This is a genomic window from Enterobacter sp. SECR19-1250 (assembly GCF_013391025.1).
Taxonomy (GTDB): Bacteria; Pseudomonadota; Gammaproteobacteria; order Enterobacterales; family Enterobacteriaceae; genus Enterobacter; species Enterobacter cloacae.
On record NZ_JACASJ010000012.1, the window covers coordinates 32,952 to 52,210 of the forward strand.

At 55.3% G+C, this 19,259-nt stretch carries 18 protein-coding genes and 1 pseudogene; 9 read left to right on the forward strand and 10 right to left on the reverse strand.

The window, feature by feature from the left end:
* Window positions 1-37 precede the first annotated feature (37 nt).
* Together pstB and phoU are read left to right on the forward strand one after the other, a co-directional pair.
* Window positions 38-811 carry a phosphate ABC transporter ATP-binding protein PstB gene (gene pstB / locus HX884_RS05175; RefSeq protein ID WP_008500183.1) on the forward strand — a complete coding sequence of 258 codons (774 nt, stop codon included), beginning with the start codon at window positions 38-40 and terminating at the stop codon, window positions 809-811.
* 14 nt (window positions 812-825) lie between these two features.
* Complete coding sequence (gene phoU, locus HX884_RS05180) at window positions 826-1,551, forward strand: phosphate signaling complex protein PhoU (protein WP_008500182.1); 726 nt, start codon at window positions 826-828, stop codon at window positions 1,549-1,551.
* A 50-nt stretch (window positions 1,552-1,601) separates the two neighbouring features.
* On the opposite strand, the gene yieH is transcribed toward phoU, so the two are convergent.
* Window positions 1,602-2,267 carry a 6-phosphogluconate phosphatase gene (gene yieH, locus HX884_RS05185; protein ID WP_045901847.1) on the reverse strand — a complete coding sequence of 222 codons (666 nt, stop codon included), beginning with the start codon at window positions 2,265-2,267 and terminating at the stop codon, window positions 1,602-1,604.
* 165 nt (window positions 2,268-2,432) lie between these two features.
* On the opposite strand from yieH, the gene adeP reads away from it, so the two are divergent.
* Window positions 2,433-3,770, forward strand: coding sequence for an adenine permease AdeP (adeP, locus tag HX884_RS05190; protein WP_023621401.1), 1,338 nt, complete (start codon window positions 2,433-2,435; stop codon window positions 3,768-3,770).
* A gap of 61 nt (window positions 3,771-3,831) precedes the next feature.
* Here the strand turns inward: adeP and HX884_RS05195 are convergent, their stop codons facing one another.
* The 8 genes and pseudogenes from HX884_RS05195 to rpmH all read right to left on the reverse strand — a co-directional run bounded on the left by HX884_RS05195 (window position 3,832) and on the right by rpmH (window position 9,555).
* Window positions 3,832-4,398 (reverse strand): NADPH-dependent FMN reductase, encoded by a 567-nt coding sequence (locus tag HX884_RS05195; protein ID WP_013099415.1) that lies wholly within the window; start codon window positions 4,396-4,398, stop codon window positions 3,832-3,834.
* Window positions 4,399-4,434: 36 nt separating this feature from the next.
* Window positions 4,435-5,181: a 4'-phosphopantetheinyl transferase superfamily protein gene (locus HX884_RS05200; protein WP_013099416.1), complete on the reverse strand. Its 747-nt coding sequence runs from the start codon at window positions 5,179-5,181 to the stop codon at window positions 4,435-4,437.
* Window positions 5,182-5,330: 149 nt separating this feature from the next.
* Window positions 5,331-5,639 (reverse strand): annotated as a pseudogene (locus HX884_RS05210) (hypothetical protein); the annotation flags it as partial.
* A 98-nt stretch (window positions 5,640-5,737) separates the two neighbouring features.
* Window positions 5,738-7,102 (reverse strand): tRNA uridine-5-carboxymethylaminomethyl(34) synthesis GTPase MnmE, encoded by a 1,365-nt coding sequence (mnmE, locus tag HX884_RS05215; protein ID WP_020685446.1) that lies wholly within the window; start codon window positions 7,100-7,102, stop codon window positions 5,738-5,740.
* A gap of 72 nt (window positions 7,103-7,174) precedes the next feature.
* Window positions 7,175-8,815: a membrane protein insertase YidC gene (yidC, locus tag HX884_RS05220; RefSeq protein ID WP_020685445.1), complete on the reverse strand. Its 1,641-nt coding sequence runs from the start codon at window positions 8,813-8,815 to the stop codon at window positions 7,175-7,177.
* 2 nt (window positions 8,816-8,817) lie between these two features.
* Window positions 8,818-9,075, reverse strand: coding sequence for a membrane protein insertion efficiency factor YidD (gene yidD / locus HX884_RS05225; protein WP_001307474.1), 258 nt, complete (start codon window positions 9,073-9,075; stop codon window positions 8,818-8,820).
* Window positions 9,039-9,398: a ribonuclease P protein component gene (gene rnpA, locus HX884_RS05230; RefSeq protein WP_028028049.1), complete on the reverse strand. Its 360-nt coding sequence runs from the start codon at window positions 9,396-9,398 to the stop codon at window positions 9,039-9,041. The genes yidD and rnpA overlap by 37 nt, the downstream gene beginning before the upstream one ends.
* A gap of 16 nt (window positions 9,399-9,414) precedes the next feature.
* Window positions 9,415-9,555 (reverse strand): 50S ribosomal protein L34, encoded by a 141-nt coding sequence (gene rpmH / locus HX884_RS05235; RefSeq protein ID WP_000831330.1) that lies wholly within the window; start codon window positions 9,553-9,555, stop codon window positions 9,415-9,417.
* Between the two features lie 637 nt (window positions 9,556-10,192).
* Here rpmH and dnaA point away from each other — a divergent pair.
* From dnaA to gyrB, 4 genes are read left to right on the forward strand one after another with little or no spacing between them, the layout of a single operon-like run.
* On the forward strand, window positions 10,193-11,590 hold the full coding sequence (dnaA, locus tag HX884_RS05240) for a chromosomal replication initiator protein DnaA (RefSeq protein WP_014830027.1): 1,398 nt from the start codon (window positions 10,193-10,195) through the stop codon (window positions 11,588-11,590).
* A 4-nt stretch (window positions 11,591-11,594) separates the two neighbouring features.
* Window positions 11,595-12,695 carry a DNA polymerase III subunit beta gene (gene dnaN, locus HX884_RS05245; protein WP_008500170.1) on the forward strand — a complete coding sequence of 367 codons (1,101 nt, stop codon included), beginning with the start codon at window positions 11,595-11,597 and terminating at the stop codon, window positions 12,693-12,695.
* On the forward strand, window positions 12,695-13,768 hold the full coding sequence (gene recF / locus HX884_RS05250; RefSeq protein WP_013094779.1) for a DNA replication/repair protein RecF: 1,074 nt from the start codon (window positions 12,695-12,697) through the stop codon (window positions 13,766-13,768). The genes dnaN and recF overlap by 1 nt, the downstream gene beginning before the upstream one ends.
* 28 nt (window positions 13,769-13,796) lie before the next feature.
* On the forward strand, window positions 13,797-16,208 hold the full coding sequence (gyrB, locus tag HX884_RS05255) for a DNA topoisomerase (ATP-hydrolyzing) subunit B (RefSeq protein WP_013094780.1): 2,412 nt from the start codon (window positions 13,797-13,799) through the stop codon (window positions 16,206-16,208).
* A 33-nt stretch (window positions 16,209-16,241) separates the two neighbouring features.
* Here gyrB and HX884_RS05260 read toward each other — a convergent pair whose 3' ends face one another.
* The gene (locus HX884_RS05260; protein WP_178327793.1) at window positions 16,242-17,177 is read right to left on the reverse strand and encodes a LysR family transcriptional regulator; all 936 of its coding nucleotides are present in this window, start codon (window positions 17,175-17,177) and stop codon (window positions 16,242-16,244) included.
* Between the two features lie 111 nt (window positions 17,178-17,288).
* Here HX884_RS05260 and HX884_RS05265 point away from each other — a divergent pair, with 111 nt between their 5' ends.
* Both HX884_RS05265 and yidA read left to right on the forward strand, forming a co-directional pair.
* Window positions 17,289-18,314: an NAD(P)-dependent alcohol dehydrogenase gene (locus HX884_RS05265; RefSeq protein WP_178327794.1), complete on the forward strand. Its 1,026-nt coding sequence runs from the start codon at window positions 17,289-17,291 to the stop codon at window positions 18,312-18,314.
* Window positions 18,315-18,428: 114 nt separating this feature from the next.
* Window positions 18,429-19,241: a sugar-phosphatase gene (yidA, locus tag HX884_RS05270; RefSeq protein ID WP_020685441.1), complete on the forward strand. Its 813-nt coding sequence runs from the start codon at window positions 18,429-18,431 to the stop codon at window positions 19,239-19,241.
* The last annotated feature ends 18 nt before the right edge of the window (window positions 19,242-19,259 follow it).

A 19,259-nucleotide genomic window follows, 5' to 3' on the forward strand; every position in this document is an offset into this window, starting at 1 on the left:
CGCGGCAGCTCGCGGCGCCGAATGAGGAAATGAGTCAATGAGTATGGTTGATACTGCCCCGGGTAAGATTCAGGTTCGTGATTTGAACTTCTACTACGGCAAATTCCATGCCCTGAAGAATATCAACCTGGATATCGCGAAGAACCAGGTAACGGCATTCATCGGTCCGTCCGGCTGTGGTAAATCCACGCTGCTGCGCACCTTTAACAAAATGTACTCGCTCTATCCAGAGCAGCGTGCCGAAGGCGAAATCATCTTGGACGGTGAAAACATTCTGACCCAGGCTCAGGATATCGCCCTGCTGCGCGCCAAAGTGGGCATGGTTTTCCAGAAACCGACGCCGTTCCCGATGTCGATATACGACAACATCGCGTTTGGTGTACGCCTTTTTGAAAAGCTCTCCCGTGCCGATATGGACGAGCGCGTGCAGTGGGCCTTGACCAAGGCCGCATTATGGAACGAAACCAAAGATAAGTTGCACCAGAGCGGTTACTCTCTCTCCGGCGGGCAGCAGCAGCGTCTGTGCATTGCGCGTGGAATCGCGATCCGCCCGGAAGTGTTGCTGCTGGATGAGCCGTGTTCAGCGCTGGACCCGATCTCAACCGGTCGTATCGAAGAGCTGATCACCGAGCTGAAGCAGGATTACACCGTGGTTATCGTGACCCACAACATGCAGCAGGCTGCGCGTTGCTCCGACCACACGGCATTTATGTACCTGGGCGAGTTGATTGAGTTCAGTAACACGGACGATCTGTTCACCAAGCCCGCTAAAAAGCAAACAGAAGACTATATCACCGGTCGTTACGGTTGATTCAGGAGCGCGCTATGGACAATCTCAATCTTAATAAACACATTTCCGGCCAGTTCAACGCAGAGCTGGAAAGTATTCGCACTCAGGTCATGACCATGGGTGGCATGGTCGAGCAACAGCTTTCTGATGCGATTACGGCGATGCATAACCAGGACAGCGAACTGGCGAAGCGCGTTATCGAAGGCGATAAAAACGTCAACATGATGGAAGTGGCGATTGACGAAGCGTGTGTGCGCATCATCGCCAAGCGTCAGCCGACGGCGAGCGATCTGCGTCTGGTGATGGCCATCATCAAAACCATCGCCGAGCTGGAACGTATCGGTGACGTTGCGGATAAAATCTGCCGCACCGCGCTGGAGAAATTCTCTCAGCAGCACCAGCCGCTGCTGGTGAGCCTGGAGTCGCTGGGCCGCCACACGGTGCAGATGCTGCACGACGTGCTGGATGCCTTTGCGCGTATGGATCTGGATGAAGCGGTACGTATCTACCGTGAAGACAAGAAAGTCGACCAGGAGTATGAAGGCATCGTGCGCCAGCTGATGACCTACATGATGGAAGATTCACGTACGATCCCAAGCGTACTGACCGCCCTGTTCTGCGCGCGCTCTATCGAGCGTATCGGCGACCGCTGCCAGAACATTTGCGAATACATTTTCTACTTCGTGAAAGGTCAGGACTTCCGTCACGTGGGCGGCGATGAGCTGGACAAGCTGCTGGCGGGTAAAGATCCAAAAGAGTAATCGGTGGTTAAAATGCCCGGTGGCGCTGCGCTTACCGGGCCTACAAAAACCTATCGTGTAATATTCCACCCGCGCGCCTTCCACAATTCCGGCAACTGCGCCAGATCGGTAAAGGTCGTCACTTTTGGATGATCGATCGGCTTGTTGTGCGGGTCGGCACAGAAATAAAACACTTCCATTCCTGCATCAATGCCTGACTGCGCGCCCGCGGACGAGTCATCCACCAGAATACAGTTCTCTACGTTGACGTTCATTGCGTTTGCCGCATGGAACATTAGCGCAGGATCTGGCTTCCAGCGTTGAATATCGTAGCCGCTGAACAATTTTTCCGGGAAGTGGTGCAGCATCTCAAGCTTACCCAGCGAGTGCTGCATTTTGCTGACCGGTCCGTTAGACACCACGCAGATTGGTACCGTCATGGCATCCAGCAGCGCGTTTGCGCCAGCAATGACCTCCAGCTCAGAATCGAACAGGCGTGCGACCTCGGCGCGGTACACCGGTTCCAGATCCGTTTTCGCCAGATCCACACCGTGTTCGGCGTTAATGATGTCGATGATCTCGTACAGCTTCACGCCCTTAAAGCGTTTGAACACCTCGTTGAGATCGAGCGTAATGCCAAATTCCTGGAACATGGCGACATACGCGCGGGAACAAATGACCTCACTGTCGACCAGCGTACCGTCGCAGTCGAAAAATACCGCTTCAATTCCGGACATGCCTTTCCCTTTTTACAAGTTTAACGTTTACGTACTGCAGTTCAACGAGACGCAATCGTTGCCGTATAAGCAAAATCAATGAAAAAAGTATCTCGTAACCGCCACTATTGTCGCATTTTGGTATAGGATAGCGACGAATTTTCCCTCCTTGTTCGGAAATTGATGATGAGTCAACAACACACAACCCAGACATCGGGTCAGGGTCTGCTTGAGCGCGTGTTTAAACTGCGCGAGCACGGCACAACGGCACGCACCGAAGTGATCGCCGGTTTTACCACCTTCCTGACGATGGTCTATATCGTTTTTGTTAACCCACAAATTCTGGGCGTTGCTGGCATGGATACCAGCGCCGTCTTCGTAACCACCTGCCTGATCGCTGCACTTGGCAGCATTCTGATGGGCGTATTCGCTAACCTGCCGGTTGCGCTGGCTCCGGCGATGGGGCTTAACGCATTCTTTGCGTTCGTAGTAGTTCAGGCGATGGGGCTGCCGTGGCAAGTCGGCATGGGCGCTATCTTCTGGGGCGCGGTTGGTCTGCTGCTGCTGACTATTTTCCGCGTGCGCTACTGGATGATTGCTAACATTCCTGTCAGCCTGCGCGTGGGTATCACCAGCGGTATCGGTCTGTTCATCGGTATGATGGGGCTGAAAAATGCCGGTGTTATCGTCGCTAACCCGGAGACGTTGGTCAGCATCGGTCACCTGACCTCCCATAACGTGCTGCTGGGCGTGCTGGGCTTCTTTATCATCGCGATCCTCGCTTCGCGCAATATTCATGCGGCGGTGCTGGTATCCATCGTAGTGACCACCCTGCTGGGCTGGATGCTGGGTGACGTGCACTATAACGGCATTGTCTCCGCACCACCGAGCGTCTCTACCGTTATTGGCCATGTTGATCTGGCGGGTTCCCTGAATCTGGGTCTGGCGGGGGTGATTTTCTCCTTTATGCTGGTGAACCTGTTTGACTCGTCCGGCACGCTGATCGGCGTGACCGACAAAGCGGGTCTGGCGGATGAGAAAGGTAAATTCCCGCGCATGAAGCAGGCGCTGTTTGTGGACAGCATCTCCTCTGTCAGCGGTGCTTTTATCGGAACCTCTTCTGTTACCGCTTACATTGAGTCTTCTTCCGGTGTCTCCGTAGGGGGCCGTACCGGTCTGACCGCGGTAGTGGTGGGTATTCTGTTCCTGCTGGTGATCTTCCTTTCTCCACTGGCTGGCATGGTTCCACCGTATGCGGCTGCCGGTGCGCTGATTTACGTGGGGGTACTGATGACCTCCAGCCTGTCGCGCGTGAAGTGGGATGATTTAACCGAAGCGGTACCGGCGTTTATTACCGCGGTAATGATGCCGTTCAGTTTCTCTATTACTGAAGGTATCGCGCTGGGCTTTATCTCTTACTGCGTGATGAAGATTGGCACTGGTCGTTTCCGAGACCTCAGCCCGTGTGTCATCATTGTGGCGCTGCTGTTTGTGCTGAAGATTGTGTTTATCGACGCCAAATAAACATGTTTGCACCCTCTCCCGTGGGAGAGGGCTGGGGTGAGGGCATCAGCCCGCACCTCACTTAAGCCTTCACCCTCTTGATATAATCCCCAAACGCCGTCAGTTGGCCAGAGAGATGGTCACGCGTGCTCTGATCCACCACTTCACCCGTCTGCGGGTCGACCTTATTCTGAATCACGCCACCCATAAATTCCGGCTTGTTCATGACCATTGCATCCAGGAATACCAGGATCTGGCGCAGATGATACTGGCAGCGCGCACCGCCAATGGCACCCATTGAACTGGTCTGAATCAGCACCGGCTTACCGGAAAGCGGCTGCTCCGGCAGGCGGGATAGCCAGTCAATTGCGTTTTTCAGACCACCCGGAACCGAGTAGTTATACTCTGGCGTCACAATCACCACCCCGTCAGCCTGGCGAATCTGCTCAGCCAGCGCTTCGACGCTCTGCGGAAAGCCTTCTTCCTGCTGCACGTCCGCATCGTAAAGGGGAATGTCGCCAATGGACGGCAGGGCGCTAATCTCCATACCCGCCGGAGCAAGCTGTGGCAGCGTACGGGCAACCATCCCGTTAAATGAACCTTTGCGCAGGCTTCCCAGTAATGTAACGACTTTCAACGTTTCAGACATGATTACTCCTGTTTCATCATGATGACCCTGAACGGATCAGCTAAGGGTATATGCTTTTTCTGCCGGTAAACTGGTTAATCTCATCAGGCGCGCGGCGGGCTCGTTGGCTCGTTCGGGCACATCCGGAAGGCTACTCCATCCCTGTTTACTGTCAAATTCCCAGATTTTCAGCCGTTCAATGGCAGGTGTCACTGCTACAGACCAGATCAGTACGTCTTCAACATCGCTGAGCGCTTCTACCAGCGCGGCTTGCGTGGAGCGCAGGCGTCCGGAGCCCGGCAGGAGTTGCAGTTGACTGGCATCGTCTGACGCGCAGCCACAGAGCTTACGAATGCTCTGACGCAAGGTGATAAGCTGAGCCCGGGCTTCAGTGGGATCGTTCTGGTTGCGCACCCACAGCTGTTCATTGCTGGAGAGCGGGTAATCATCATGCGGGCTGGCGCCGTGAAAACCGCGTGTCGCGCGCTGAAGCTCCATATCCAGCCCGCAATCGCCTTCGGTGGTGAGTGCCACGCCAATAATATTGCCCGTATAGGCAATGGAGAAACGCGGCAGCTCCGGGTCGGCAAAGACCGGACGACCTTCAGGTTGGATGATGATGTCCGGCAGCTCACTGGTGCCGTACAGCATAAATAGCAGTTCAGCAAGAAGCGCCCGGGACGCCAAAAAACGCGACCGACGGTGCTCAGGAAGTTTGAGCGCTTCACTGTGACACGCTGAAGAAATTCTGGCCGATACGAGACGACCTTCTGTCAGTATCCCTCTTGCAAAGTGCGTAGCCATTTTTCGCTCCTTGATAATGGTCGTAGTCGGTTAAACGGTTACATCATTATCGCTTAACTCAACTCCTGTTTTAATCAGTAAATGATAGTAAGAAAAGGCTGAGGACCGAACTTTACATTTTCTTAGGCGAAAATTGGATCGCTGACACCCTATAACGCCTTGATGGTCTCGCGTAGCCAGAGGATTTTCGGATTATGGCTGTTCCGTTTATGCCAGATCTGCGTGAAGGGCTGGAGGACCATAAGTAAAAGGATGCAGAGCATGCTACAGCCAATCAGAATCCCGATCAGCATATTGCGCGCAAACGGCGTCAAGAACGAGACCGCCATACTGACCATCGTGGAATACTGCTCGCGATTAAAACCCATGGTTTCCATCAGCAGCACCGGGGAAACGGTTACATAGGTGAGGATCGCCGCCACGCACAGGGTAGCGTTCAATAACCGACTAATAAAAAACGGTTCAGTAGCTTTCGGCCGGATGGCTCTCTTTGAGTACGGCAATCGACTGGACAAGGGTGATTTCCCGGGGGGAAATCACCCTTCAGTAACGGGGGTCACTTACCAATACAGAAGCTCGAGAAGATCCTCCCAAGCAGATCGTCCGACGTAAACTCCCCGGTGATCTCACTCAGATTCTGCTGCGCCAGGCGCAACTCTTCCGCCAGCAATTCTCCCGCCCATGCGCCAATCAGCTGCGCTTTGCCCTGCTCGAGGTGACGTGCCGCCTCTTCCAGCGCCTGCAGGTGGCGACGCCGCGCCAGGAAGCCGCCTTCCATGCTGGTGTCAAAGCCCATGCTCTGCTTGAGATGGTTACGCAGGTCGTCAACGCCCTCGCCGGTGCGGGCCGACAGACGGATAAGTGAGTGACCATTCACATCGCTGATGCCCAGCGTTTCGCCGGTGACGTCTGCTTTGTTACGCACCACGGTGATCGGCAGTTTAGCTGGCAGACGGGCGATAAAGTCCGGCCAGATCTCCGCCGGGTCTACGGCGTCGGTCGTGGTGCCATCTACCATAAACAGCACACGGTCGGCCTGCTCAATCTCCTGCCAGGCGCGCTCGATACCAATACGCTCCACTTCGTCGCTGGCATCACGCAGACCCGCAGTGTCGATGATATGCAACGGCATGCCGTCGATGTGAATATGCTCGCGCAGCACGTCGCGGGTGGTCCCGGCGATGTCGGTCACGATCGCCGCCTCACGGCCCGCGAGGGCATTCAGCAAGCTCGATTTACCGGCGTTTGGACGACCCGCGATGACCACCTTCATCCCTTCACGTAGCAGGCTCCCCTGGCGCGCTTCGGCGCGAACGGCATCGAGATCGGCCATCACATCATTGAGCTGGGCTTCAATTTTACCGTCAGAGAGAAAGTCGATTTCTTCATCCGGGAAGTCAATCGCTGCTTCGACGTAGATCCTGAGGTGAGTAAGTGCTTCCACAAGGTGATTTACGCGTGCGGAAAACGCGCCCTGCAACGAGTTCAGGGCGGAGCGAGCCGCCTGTTCAGAGCTGGCGTCGATCAGGTCTGCAATCGCCTCGGCTTGCGCCAGGTCGAGCTTGTCGTTGAGGAAGGCACGTTCGGAGAACTCGCCCGGCTTCGCAATGCGCAGGCCCGGCAGAGTCAGAATACGTTTTAACAGCAGGTCGAGGATGACCGGGCCACCGTGACCCTGCAGCTCCAGCACGTCTTCACCGGTAAAGGAGTTCGGGCCGGGGAACCACAGCGCAATGCCCTGGTCCAGTGGGGTACCGTCGCTGTCTTTAAACGGCAGATAATCAGCGTAGCGCGGCTTTGGCAGTTTACCCAGTACCGCTTCAGCGACCTCGCGCGCCTTCAGGCCGGAGATACGCAAAATGCCTACACCACCGCGTCCCGGTGGGGTTGCCTGGGCGACGATAGTGTCGTTATGGCTCATGGTTGCTCTCGTTGAATACAAATAAAAAAGGCGGTCAATCGACCGCCCTTATTTTAGCGTTAACTTACCGAATCAGGACTTTTTCTTTTCGCGGCTATGCAGGCCACGTTTTTCCAGACCACGGTAAATCAGCTGCTGCTGGATGATGGTCACCAGGTTGCTGACGATATAGTACAGCACCAGACCTGACGGGAACCACAGGAAGAACACGGTGAAGATGACCGGCATAAAGGTCATGATCTTCTGCTGCATCGGGTCGGTCACGGTGGTCGGAGACATCTTCTGGATGAAGAACATCGTCACGCCCATCAGGATCGGCAGGATGTAGTACGGGTCCTGTGCGGACAGGTCATGGATCCACAGGGCGAACGGCGCATGGCGCAGCTCAACGGAACCCATCAGCATGTAGTACAGCGCAAGGAAGATTGGCATCTGAATCAGCAGCGGGAAGCAGCCCCCCAGCGGGTTCACTTTCTCTGCTTTATACAGGGCCATCATCTCCTGGCTCTGACGCTGTTTGTCATCGCCCAGACGCTCGCGCATTGCCTGAATCTTCGGCTGCAGCATACGCATCTTCGCCATGGAGGTGTACTGCGCTTTGGTCAGCGGGTACATGATGCCACGTACGATGAAGGTGATAACGATGATGGAGAAGCCCCAGTTACCCAGGAAGCTGTGGATGAACTTCAGCAGCTTGAACAGCGGCTGAGAGATGAACCACAACCAGCCGTAGTCAACGGTCAGATCCAGGTGCGGTGCAACAGCAGCCATTTTGTCCTGGATTTCCGGGCCGACCCACAGGGTGCTTGCCAGCTTACCGGTTTGACCCGGCTGAACCAGAACCGGCTGAGATTTGTAGCCGATAGCCGCAATACCGTTGCCCAGATTCGCGGTGTAGAAGTTATTGGTACCGTCGTTATTTGGGATCCATGCCGTTGCGAAATACTGCTGCAACATTGCCACCCAACCGCCTTTGGAGCTGACGTTCAGGTTTTCGTTATCGGCAATGGTGTCGAATTTGTATTTCTCATACTTCGCGTCAGGCGTGGAGTATGCCGCGCCACGGAAGGTATGCAGCGCAAAGTTGCTGCTTCCGGTGTCACGGTGAGACGGCAGATTGATGGACTGCTTCAGTTGACCAAAGGTCGATACTTCAAGCGGTTTCGCACCGGCGTTCTGTACGCTGTAGCCCACGTTCACTGCATATTCACCGCGTTTCAGGGTGAAGGTTTTAGTGAAGGTGTTGCCTGCCGCGTCGGTGTAGGTCATCGGAATAACGAGTTCGTTCTGGCCATCAGCCAGTACAAAGGTGTCGTTTTCGACGTTGTACAGTGGACGCGCACCGTTAGCCGGGTTATCCGGGCCATCACGACCGGTCAGGCCGCTCTGCGCCTGGTAGATAAACTCTGGCGTGGTTTCCAGTAACTGGAACGGCTCGGTAGACTTCAGCTCTTTCGGGTAGGTCAACAGCAGCGCCTGCTCAACATCACCACCACGGGTGTTGATAGTCAGCTCAAGCACATCGGTCTTAACCGTAATCTGTTTCCCCTGGCCACTGGCCGGTACGCCCTGGTCGGCGGCACTCCCCTGGCTGCTCGTTGTCTGCGTGGTCTGCTGCTGGGGTTGAGGATTTTTATCCTGCTCCCATGCCTGCCAGATCATGAAAGACACGAACAACAAAGCGATGATAAGAAGATTGCGTTGCGAATCCATCGTTAGTGTTCTCTGGTATCAAAGGGTCCTGGGGGGACGGGGTCGTCTCCACCTGGGTGTAAAGGGTGGCATTTTAATACGCGTTTCACCGTCAACCAACTGCCTTTTATCACTCCAAACCTGCGCAATGCCTCAATTCCGTAGCTTGAGCATGTTGGCGTGAAACGGCAGTGTGGCCCGAGTAGCGGACTAATCAGGCGTTGATAGACCCGAATGAGGGCTATCAGGACCCGCGAGCCAGGCGACAGTGGCGGCGCCATAATTTTTCCAACGCTTCCGAGAGAGCACGGTTATCGAGGTCGGCAACCCCTTTTTTCGCCACCACCACGAAATCCATAGAAGGCAGTTCGTGCTGACGTAAACGGAAGCTTTCACGCGTCAGACGTTTAATCCGGTTGCGTTCATGCGCACGCTTAACGTTTTTCTTGGCGACAGTAAGACCGATGCGGGGATGCCCCAGCGAATTTTGGCGGCCGAGGATGGTGATTTGCGGCGTGCCAGCCCGTAGTGGCTGCTGGAAGACGAAAGTGAAATGAGCGGGAGTTAACAAACGTAACTCCCTGGGAAATGCTAGCTTAACCACTCAGGGGTTAGCTTTATTACTTGGAAACGGTCAGACGAGCGCGGCCTTTAGCACGACGACGTGCCAGAACCTGACGACCATTTTTAGTAGCCATACGAGCACGGAAGCCGTGAGAACGGTTGCGCTTCAGTACAGACGGTTGAAAAGTGCGTTTCATGGCGATTTCTACCTAAACTTGAATAAATTCACTGACTTTTGCGTATACCCGAACGAGATTCGAACGACTAACGCCTCAGCGTGGGTGATTAAAGAGGCCGGATTGTAATAATTGTACACTCCGGAGTCAATTCTCTTTCCTTATTTCCCGCGTATTTCCGCACGATTTCGCGTGGAAAATGAGCAACGGACGACGCAGGAAGAAGAGCATCACGCGCCGGGTCGAGGATTATACGGTCTCATCAACAAAGCGCAAGGATCGTCCTGGATCTTCGTTAGATCATTTAAGCAAAAAATTGTCTGTTCTCATTAAATTTTCCAATATGCGGGCTAAATCGTGGGGCACTCCCGCCAGGATCGTTTACACTTACCCGGTTTCGGATCTTCCTGTGGATAAATCGGGAAGAATCTGTGAGAAACAGAAGATCTCTGGCTCAGTTTAGGCTATGATCCGCGGTCCCGATCGGGATCCAGCGATGCTGGCCGGGCATAAACACAATATCGTTCAGGTTGTTTCAACGATGGCGTGTATAACCGCAGATAGCGGTTCGCACATCCCCCTCATTGGGTCATGTCGATGTGCGCCAACAATCATGAATATTCAATAGTTTTCTTTTATTGTTCGAGTGGAGTCCGCCGTGTCACTTTCGCTTTGGCAGCAGTGTCTTGCCCGATTGCAGGATGAGTTACCAGCCACAGAATTCAGTATGTGGATCCGCCCGTTGCAGGCGGAACTGAGCGATAACACGCTGGCTTTGTATGCGCCAAACCGTTTTGTGCTCGATTGGGTAAGGGACAAGTACCTTAATAACATCAACGGACTGCTGAATGATTTCTGCGGGTCAGATGCCCCGCAGCTGCGCTTTGAAGTAGGCACAAAGCCGGTTACCCAGACGGTGCGCGAAACCGTAAACGTGGCAGCGCCTGCTCAGGCGGCACCCGCTCCGGCTCCTCGCGTTGCTCCTGCTGCACGTCCGGGTTGGGATAATGTGCCTGCCCCGGCAGAACCGACCTACCGCTCTAACGTTAACGTCAAACACACCTTCGATAACTTCGTGGAAGGTAAATCGAACCAGCTGGCACGCGCGGCGGCTCGCCAGGTGGCAGACAACCCCGGTGGAGCCTATAACCCGCTGTTCCTCTATGGCGGCACGGGTCTGGGTAAAACGCACCTTCTGCACGCGGTGGGTAACGGCATTATGGCGCGCAAGCCAAATGCGAAAGTGGTGTATATGCACTCCGAGCGCTTCGTTCAGGACATGGTAAAGGCCCTGCAAAACAATGCGATCGAAGAGTTTAAACGCTATTATCGTTCTGTTGATGCGCTGCTGATCGATGACATACAGTTCTTTGCGAATAAAGAACGATCGCAGGAGGAGTTTTTCCACACCTTCAATGCGCTGCTGGAAGGTAACCAGCAGATCATTTTGACCTCGGATCGTTATCCAAAAGAGATCAACGGTGTGGAAGATCGTCTGAAATCCCGCTTCGGCTGGGGCCTGACCGTGGCGATCGAGCCGCCGGAACTGGAAACCCGCGTCGCGATCCTGATGAAAAAAGCCGATGAGAACGACATTCGCCTGCCGGGTGAAGTGGCGTTCTTTATTGCCAAGCGTCTGCGTTCCAACGTTCGTGAGCTGGAAGGGGCGCTGAACCGCGTAATCGCCAATGCCAACTTTACCGGCCGCGCGATCACTATCGATTTTGTGCGTGAAGCGCTGCGCGATCTGCTGGCACTACAGGAAAAACTGGTCACTATCGACAACATTCAGAAGACGGTGGCCGAGTACTACAAAATCAAAGTGGCAGATTTACTGTCTAAACGTCGTTCCCGCTCGGTGGCGCGCCCGCGTCAGATGGCGATGGCGCTGGCAAAGGAGTTAACCAACCACAGTCTGCCGGAGATCGGCGATGCGTTTGGTGGCCGTGACCATACGACCGTGCTGCACGCTTGTCGCAAGATTGAGCAGTTACGCGAAGAAAGCCACGACATAAAAGAAGATTTTTCCAATTTAATCAGAACATTATCATCGTGACGCTATGAAATTTACCGTTGAACGTGAACATTTATTAAAACCGCTGCAACAGGTGAGTGGCCCACTAGGTGGCCGCCCAACGCTGCCTATTCTCGGAAACCTGCTGCTTCAGGTCGCGGACGGTACGCTGTCGCTGACCGGCACAGACCTGGAAATGGAAATGATCGCGCGCGTTACGCTGACTCAGCCGCATGACGCAGGCGCGACCACGGTTCCGGCACGTAAATTCTTTGATATCTGCCGCGGGCTGCCGGAAGGCGCAGAGATCGCGGTGCAGCTGGAAGGCGACCGCATGCTGGTGCGCTCTGGCCGCAGCCGTTTCTCCCTCTCCACGCTGCCTGCTGCGGACTTCCCGAACCTGGACGACTGGCAAAGTGAAGTCGAATTCACCCTGCCGCAGGCGACGATGAAGCGTCTGATTGAAGCCACGCAGTTCTCTATGGCGCACCAGGACGTTCGTTACTATTTAAACGGCATGCTGTTCGAAACCGAAGGGGAAGAGCTGCGTACCGTTGCCACCGACGGCCACCGTCTGGCGGTCTGTTCCATGCCAATTGGCGACTCACTACCTAACCATTCGGTGATCGTGCCGCGTAAAGGCGTAATTGAGCTGATGCGTATGCTCGACGGTGGCGACACGCCGCTGCGCGTGCAGATCGGCAGCAACAACATCCGCGCTCACGTGGGCGATTTCGTCTTCACATCCAAGCTGGTTGACGGTCGTTTCCCGGATTATCGCCGCGTATTGCCGAAGAACCCGGACAAAACGCTGGAAGCGGGTTGCGATAGCCTCAAGCAGGCGTTTGCCCGTGCGGCCATTCTCTCGAACGAGAAATTCCGCGGTGTGCGCCTGTACGTAAGTGAAAACCAGATCAAAATCACCGCCAACAACCCGGAGCAGGAAGAGGCAGAAGAGATTCTGGACGTCACCTACGCCGGGGCTGAGATGGAAATCGGGTTTAACGTCAGCTACGTGCTGGACGTGCTGAATGCACTGAAATGCGAGAACGTTCGCATTCTGCTGACTGACTCCGTTTCGAGCGTACAGATTGAAGATGCCGCATCACAGTCGGCTGCGTATGTTGTTATGCCAATGAGACTGTAATGTCGCTCACCCGTCTGTTGATCCGCGACTTTCGCAATATCGAAAGCGCGGATCTCGCTTTATCCCCTGGCTTTAACTTCCTGGTTGGCGCAAACGGCAGCGGCAAAACCAGCGTGCTTGAAGCCATCTATACGCTCGGCCATGGCCGGGCGTTTCGCAGTTTGCAGATTGGTCGCGTGATTCGCCACGAACAGGAATCCTTTGTCCTGCACGGGCGTTTGCAGGGTGAGGAGCGGGAAACCGCCATTGGCCTGACCAAAGACAAGCAGGGCGACAGCAAGGTGCGCATCGACGGTACCGACGGCCACAAAGTGGCGGAGCTGGCGCTGCTGATGCCGATGCAGCTGATCACGCCGGAGGGGTTTACTTTACTCAACGGCGGCCCCAAATACAGAAGAGCGTTCCTCGACTGGGGATGCTTTCACAACGAAGCCGGTTTCTTTAACGCCTGGAGCAACCTGAAGCGTCTGCTTAAGCAGCGTAACGCAGCATTGCGCCAGGTCACGCGCTACGCCCAGCTGCGCCCGTGGGACATGGAATTAATTCCTCTTGCGGAACAAATCAGCCGCTGGCGTGCCGAATACAGCGCAGGCATCGCCGAAGATATGGCCGACACCTGCAAACAGTTTTTACCTGAATTTTCTCTCACCTTCTCCTTCCAGCGCGGCTGGGAAAAAGAGACGGATTATGCCGAGGTGCTGGAGAGAAACTTCGAGCGCGACCGTATGTTGACCTACACCGCGCACGGCCCGCACAAGGCGGATTTCCGCATTCGTGCTGACGGTGCGCCGGTAGAAGACACCCTGTCGCGCGGGCAGCTCAAGCTCCTGATGTGCGCGCTGCGCCTGGCGCAGGGGGAGTTCCTCACCCGCGAAAGCGGGCGACGCTGCCTGTACCTGATAGATGATTTTGCCTCGGAACTTGACGACGCGCGGCGCGGGCTGCTTGCCAGCCGCCTGAAAGCCACGCAGTCGCAGGTTTTCGTCAGCGCCATTAGCGCTGAACACGTTATGGACATGTCGGACGAAAATTCGAAGATGTTTACCGTGGAAAAGGGTAAAATAACGGATTAACCCAAGTTGAAATGAGCGAGAAACGTTGATGTCGAATTCTTATGACTCCTCCAGTATCAAAGTCCTGAAAGGGCTGGATGCGGTGCGTAAGCGCCCGGGTATGTATATCGGCGATACGGATGACGGCACCGGTCTGCACCACATGGTATTCGAGGTGGTAGATAACGCTATCGACGAAGCGCTCGCGGGTCACTGTAAAGACATTATCGTCACCATCCACGCCGATAACTCCGTTTCCGTACAGGATGACGGCCGTGGTATCCCGACCGGTATCCACCCGGAAGAGGGCGTGTCTGCCGCAGAAGTGATCATGACCGTTCTGCACGCAGGCGGTAAATTTGACGATAACTCCTATAAAGTCTCCGGCGGCCTGCACGGCGTAGGTGTTTCCGTGGTAAACGCCCTGTCGCAGAAACTGGAACTGGTTATCCAGCGCGAAGGCAAAATTCACCGCCAGATCTATCAGCACGGCGTGCCTGAAGCGCCGCTGGCCGTGACCGGCGATACCGAAAAAACCGGTACCATGGTGCGTTTCTGGCCGAGCCTCGAAACCTTCACCAACGTCACCGAGTTCGAGTATGACATCCTGGCAAAACGCCTGCGTGAACTGTCGTTCCTGAACTCCGGTGTCTCAATTCGTCTGCGTGACAAACGCGACAACAAAGAAGACCACTTCCACTATGAAGGTGGTATCAAAGCGTTCGTTGAATACCTGAACAAGAACAAAACGCCAATTCACCCAAATATCTTCTATTTCTCTACTGAAAAAGACGGTATCGGCGTGGAAGTGGCTCTGCAGTGGAACGACGGTTTCCAGGAAAACATCTACTGCTTCACCAACAACATTCCACAGCGTGACGGTGGTACGCACCTTGCGGGCTTCCGTGCGGCGATGACCCGTACCCTGAACGCCTACATGGACAAAGAAGGCTACAGTAAAAAAGCGAAAGTCAGCGCCACCGGTGATGACGCCCGTGAAGGCCTGATTGCTGTTGTCTCCGTGAAAGTGCCGGATCCGAAGTTCTCCTCACAGACCAAAGACAAGCTGGTCTCCTCTGAGGTGAAATCGGCGGTTGAACAGCAGATGAACGAACTGCTGAGCGACTACCTGCAGGAAAACCCGAACGACGCGAAAATTGTTGTCGGTAAAATTATCGATGCGGCGCGTGCCCGTGAAGCGGCGCGTAAAGCCCGTGAAATGACCCGCCGTAAAGGCGCGCTGGACTTAGCGGGTCTGCCGGGCAAACTGGCTGACTGCCAGGAACGCGACCCGGCGCTGTCCGAACTGTACCTTGTGGAAGGGGACTCCGCGGGCGGTTCTGCGAAGCAGGGCCGTAACCGTAAGAACCAGGCCATCCTGCCGTTGAAAGGTAAAATCCTCAACGTTGAGAAAGCGCGTTTCGACAAAATGCTCTCTTCTCAGGAAGTGGCGACGCTGATCACCGCGCTGGGCTGCGGCATTGGTCGTGACGAATACAACCCGGACAAGCTGCGCTATCACAGCATCATCATTATGACCGATGCGGACGTCGACGGCTCGCACATCCGTACGCTGCTGTTGACCTTCTTCTACCGTCAGATGCCGGAAATCGTTGAACGCGGCCACGTCTACATTGCACAGCCGCCGCTGTACAAAGTGAAGAAAGGCAAACAGGAACAGTACATCAAAGATGACGACGCGATGGATCAGTACCAAATCGCGATCGCACTTGATGGTGCGACCCTGCATGCGAACTCCAGCGCTCCGGCACTGGCAGGTGAGCCGCTGGAGCGTCTGGTGTCTGAGTTCAACGCCACGCAGAAAATGATTGGTCGTATGGAGCGTCGCTATCCAAAAGCGCTGCTGAAGGAGCTGATCTATCAGCCAACCCTGACTGAAGCCGATCTGAGCAACGAGCAGGCGGTGACCCGCTGGGTGAACGCGCTGGTGAGCGAGCTGAACGAGAAAGAGCAGCACGGTAGCCAGTGGAAGTTCGACGTTCAGCAGAACGCGGCGCAGCAGTTTGAGCCGATTATTCGCGTGCGTACCCACGGCGTCGATACCGATTACCCGCTGGAGCACGAGTTTGTGACCGGCCCGGAATACCGTCGTATCTGCACTCTCGGCGAGAAGCTGCGTGGTCTGATTGAAGACGATGCGTTCATCGAACGTGGCGAACGTCGTCAGCCGGTGGCCAGCTTCGAACAGGCGCTGGAATGGCTGGTGAAAGAGTCCCGTCGCGGCCTCTCTATCCAGCGTTATAAAGGTCTGGGCGAAATGAACCCGGATCAGCTGTGGGAAACCACCATGGATCCGGAAAGCCGTCGCATGCTGCGCGTTACCGTTAAAGACGCGATTGCTGCCGACCAGCTGTTCACGACCCTGATGGGCGATGCGGTTGAACCTCGTCGTGCCTTCATCGAAGAGAACGCACTGAAAGCGGCGAATATCGATATTTAATCGTTGTTATACAGCACGACTCAGGCCGCGCATTTAGCGCGGCTTTTTTTTGGGCGCAGGCATATCCAGCGACAGCACTGACGGTAAACGGCTGGCAAGCGTATCGACGGCAATTCTGACTCTGAGTGGCAGATGCGGCGTCTGTTGCCAGACTGCATGAACGTCGAAGCGTACGTCCGGTGCCTGCTTTAAAAGCGGGATGAGTTTCCCCTGCTGTATTTCTCTGCGGGCCATCCAGCAGGGCAACCATGCAATGCCGTATCCTGCCAGCGCTGCGTCGCAAATCGCCTGTAAATCATCCATATTGAGGGATGAGCGGGGAGTAAAGGTGTGCGATCTCCCTTCGTTATCCATTAGCTGCCAGGGTAACACTCTGCCTGCCCGCAGATAGTTAATGGCAGTATGGTGGGGTAAATCAGCAACGGTGTCTGGCTGACCGCTTTTTTGCAGATATTCTGGCGCAGCACAGAGCACCATGCGGTGTTCTCCCAGCCTTCTGGCGACCAGAACGCTACTGTCCTGCAACGTGCCGTTGCGCACCGCCATATCAAACCCTTCCTCTACGAGATCCACCACGCGGTCGCTGAATGACATTTCCAGTTCAAGACCGGGATGTTCCTGCGCCAGTTCTATCAGCAGTGGCGCGACACACTGGCGACCAAACAGCACCGGCATGGCCACACGCAGGCGGCCGCTGATCTGCTGCTTCCCCGTTTCCAGCAGCGATTCCGCGCCCCTAATCTCCTCCAGCGCGCGCAGGCAGCGCTCGTAAAAAAGCGCCCCGTTATCGGTCAGGCTTTGGCTGCGGGTGGTGCGGTGAAACAGACGGACTCCCAGCCGCTCTTCCAGGCGAGCGATACTTTTCCCCACCGCGGAGCGCGACAAATGCAGGCGGATCGCGGCCTGCGCAAAACTGCCCGCCTCCACGGCGGCCACGAAAACGGGAATATCCTTCAGCGTACTGGTCATGGATTGTTTCCCATTATGGCGTCAATAGTGGGAAAAGTTATCGCCACTGGCAACAAGGAGTCAACGGTAGACTGTCGATACTGAAGCTTATTTAACGGCAGGAGAAAAACGATGGCAGAGACAATGCAACGCTGGTCAATGAACGCTCTCGGACGGGAGAATCTTAAACTCACCCAGGAACCTGTTCCGAAGCCAGGTCCAGGCGAAGTGCGCATGCGGGTGAATGCCGTTGCGCTCAACTATCGCGATAAAATGGTTATTGAAGGCATGATGCCGATCCCGCTTTCCTTCCCGTTCACACCGGCGTCTGACATGGCCGGCGTGGTGGACAGCATTGGTGAAGGCGTGACGCGTTTTCAACCCGGCGCTCGCGTCATCTCGACGTTCTTCCCGGAGTGGATCGACAGCAGGCCGCAGGCGGATGCCCGTCATTTGCCCTATAAAACGAGCGGAGGGTACTTCCCGGGGATGCTGGCTGAGTACGTGATCGTGAATGAAAACGGGCTGGTGGCCGCTCCGGAAACCCTGGATGACGTTGAGGCCAGCACATTACCTTGTGCAGGGCTAACCGCCTGGTTTGCGCTGGTGGAGCGCGGGAACTTGCGAGCCGGACAATCGGTGCTGGTACAAGGCACCGGCGGGGTGGCGATTTTCGCACTGCAAATTGCAAAAGCACTCGGTGCAGAGGTTTACGTGACCTCGGGGAGTGATGAAAAGCTGGCGCGGGCCAAAAAACTGGGAGCCGATCGGGGTATCAACCGGCTGAAAGGCGACTGGGCTGAAGCGCTTTTAACGCTGACTCAGGATCGCGGCATTGACCACATAATTGAAACCGTGGGGGGAGAAAACCTGCAGCACTCCCTGCGTGCCGTTGCCGTTCATGGACGCATCTCGGTGATTGGCGTGCTGGCCGGGAGCGAGATTACGCTATCAGCGGGTGAGTTGTTGCTGAAATCCCCGGTTATTCAGGGGATTGGTGTCGGGCATCGCCGTGCGCTGGAAGAGTTTGTCCGCGCCGTGGAGGTGACAGGGCTGAAACCGGTCATTGAGCAGCGCTACCGTTTTGACCAGCTGGAGCAGGCGCTGGAACACCTCGATCGCGGCGCGTTTGGTAAAATCGTCCTCACCCGCGAGTGAGTCAACGTTCCCCGGGATTGCGGAAAAAGGGGTTTTCTGTTGCGCAATGTAGCTCTATTTTTGTGTGCTTAATCGCGTTAGCATGAGGTAGCACTCATTTATCCCGGGGACCTCATGGCTATCAAACTCATTGCAATCGATATGGACGGCACGCTGCTGCTGCCAGACCACACTATCTCTCCAGCCGTTAAAAACGCAATCGCCGCGGCGCGCGCAAAGGGCGTGAATGTGGTACTGACCACCGGGCGTCCGTATGCGGGCGTGCACAGCTACCTCAAAGAGCTACACATGAATCAGCCGGGTGATTACTGCATCACCTATAACGGCGCGCTGGTGCAGAAAGCGGCGGACGGCAGCACGGTTGCGCAAACCGCGCTGAATTATGATGACTATCTGTTCCTGGAAAAACTGTCCCGTGAAGTCGGGTCTCACTTCCACGCGCTCGATCGTACAACGCTCTACACCGCTAACCGCGACATCAGCTATTACACCGTGCACGAATCGTATGTCGCCACCATTCCGCTGGTGTTCTGTGAAGCAGAAAAAATGGATCCGAACACTCAGTTCCTGAAAGTGATGATGATCGATGAGCCAGAGATCCTCGATAAAGCCATTGCGCGCATCCCGGCGGAGGTCAAAGAGAAATACACCGTGCTGAAAAGCGCACCGTACTTCCTCGAAATCCTCGATAAACGCGTCAATAAGGGCACCGGCGTGAAGTCGCTTGCCGACGCGCTGGGCATTAAGCCTGAAGAGATCATGGCCCTGGGCGATCAGGAAAACGACATCGCAATGATTGAATACGCGGGTATGGGCGTGGCGATGGAAAACGCCATCCCGTCAGTGAAAGAAGTGGCGAACTTCGTCACCAAATCTAACCTGGAAGACGGCGTGGCTTACGCGATTGAGAAATTTGTCCTCTCCTAACAGTCGCCCTTAATCATC

Excerpts from the sequence above, each read along its gene's own strand:
- yieH (WP_045901847.1), bottom strand. The coding sequence starts at position 2,267 with ATGTCCGGAATTGAAGCGGTATTTTTCGACTGCGACGGTACGCTGGTC.
- gyrB (WP_013094780.1), top strand. The coding sequence starts at position 13,797 with ATGTCGAATTCTTATGACTCCTCCAGTATCAAAGTCCTGAAAGGGCTG.
- rpmH (WP_000831330.1), bottom strand. The coding sequence starts at position 9,555 with ATGAAACGCACTTTTCAACCGTCTGTACTGAAGCGCAACCGTTCTCAC.
- recF (WP_013094779.1), top strand. The coding sequence starts at position 12,695 with ATGTCGCTCACCCGTCTGTTGATCCGCGACTTTCGCAATATCGAAAGC.
- yidD (WP_001307474.1), bottom strand. The coding sequence starts at position 9,075 with ATGGCGCCGCCACTGTCGCCTGGCTCGCGGGTCCTGATAGCCCTCATT.
- pstB (WP_008500183.1), top strand. The coding sequence starts at position 38 with ATGAGTATGGTTGATACTGCCCCGGGTAAGATTCAGGTTCGTGATTTG.
- yidC (WP_020685445.1), bottom strand. The coding sequence starts at position 8,815 with ATGGATTCGCAACGCAATCTTCTTATCATCGCTTTGTTGTTCGTGTCT.
- HX884_RS05200 (WP_013099416.1), bottom strand. The coding sequence starts at position 5,181 with ATGGCTACGCACTTTGCAAGAGGGATACTGACAGAAGGTCGTCTCGTA.
- HX884_RS05195 (WP_013099415.1), bottom strand. The coding sequence starts at position 4,398 with ATGTCTGAAACGTTGAAAGTCGTTACATTACTGGGAAGCCTGCGCAAA.
- dnaN (WP_008500170.1), top strand. The coding sequence starts at position 11,595 with ATGAAATTTACCGTTGAACGTGAACATTTATTAAAACCGCTGCAACAG.
- yidA (WP_020685441.1), top strand. The coding sequence starts at position 18,429 with ATGGCTATCAAACTCATTGCAATCGATATGGACGGCACGCTGCTGCTG.
- adeP (WP_023621401.1), top strand. The coding sequence starts at position 2,433 with ATGAGTCAACAACACACAACCCAGACATCGGGTCAGGGTCTGCTTGAG.
- HX884_RS05260 (WP_178327793.1), bottom strand. The coding sequence starts at position 17,177 with ATGACCAGTACGCTGAAGGATATTCCCGTTTTCGTGGCCGCCGTGGAG.
- phoU (WP_008500182.1), top strand. The coding sequence starts at position 826 with ATGGACAATCTCAATCTTAATAAACACATTTCCGGCCAGTTCAACGCA.
- HX884_RS05265 (WP_178327794.1), top strand. The coding sequence starts at position 17,289 with ATGGCAGAGACAATGCAACGCTGGTCAATGAACGCTCTCGGACGGGAG.
- mnmE (WP_020685446.1), bottom strand. The coding sequence starts at position 7,102 with ATGAGCCATAACGACACTATCGTCGCCCAGGCAACCCCACCGGGACGC.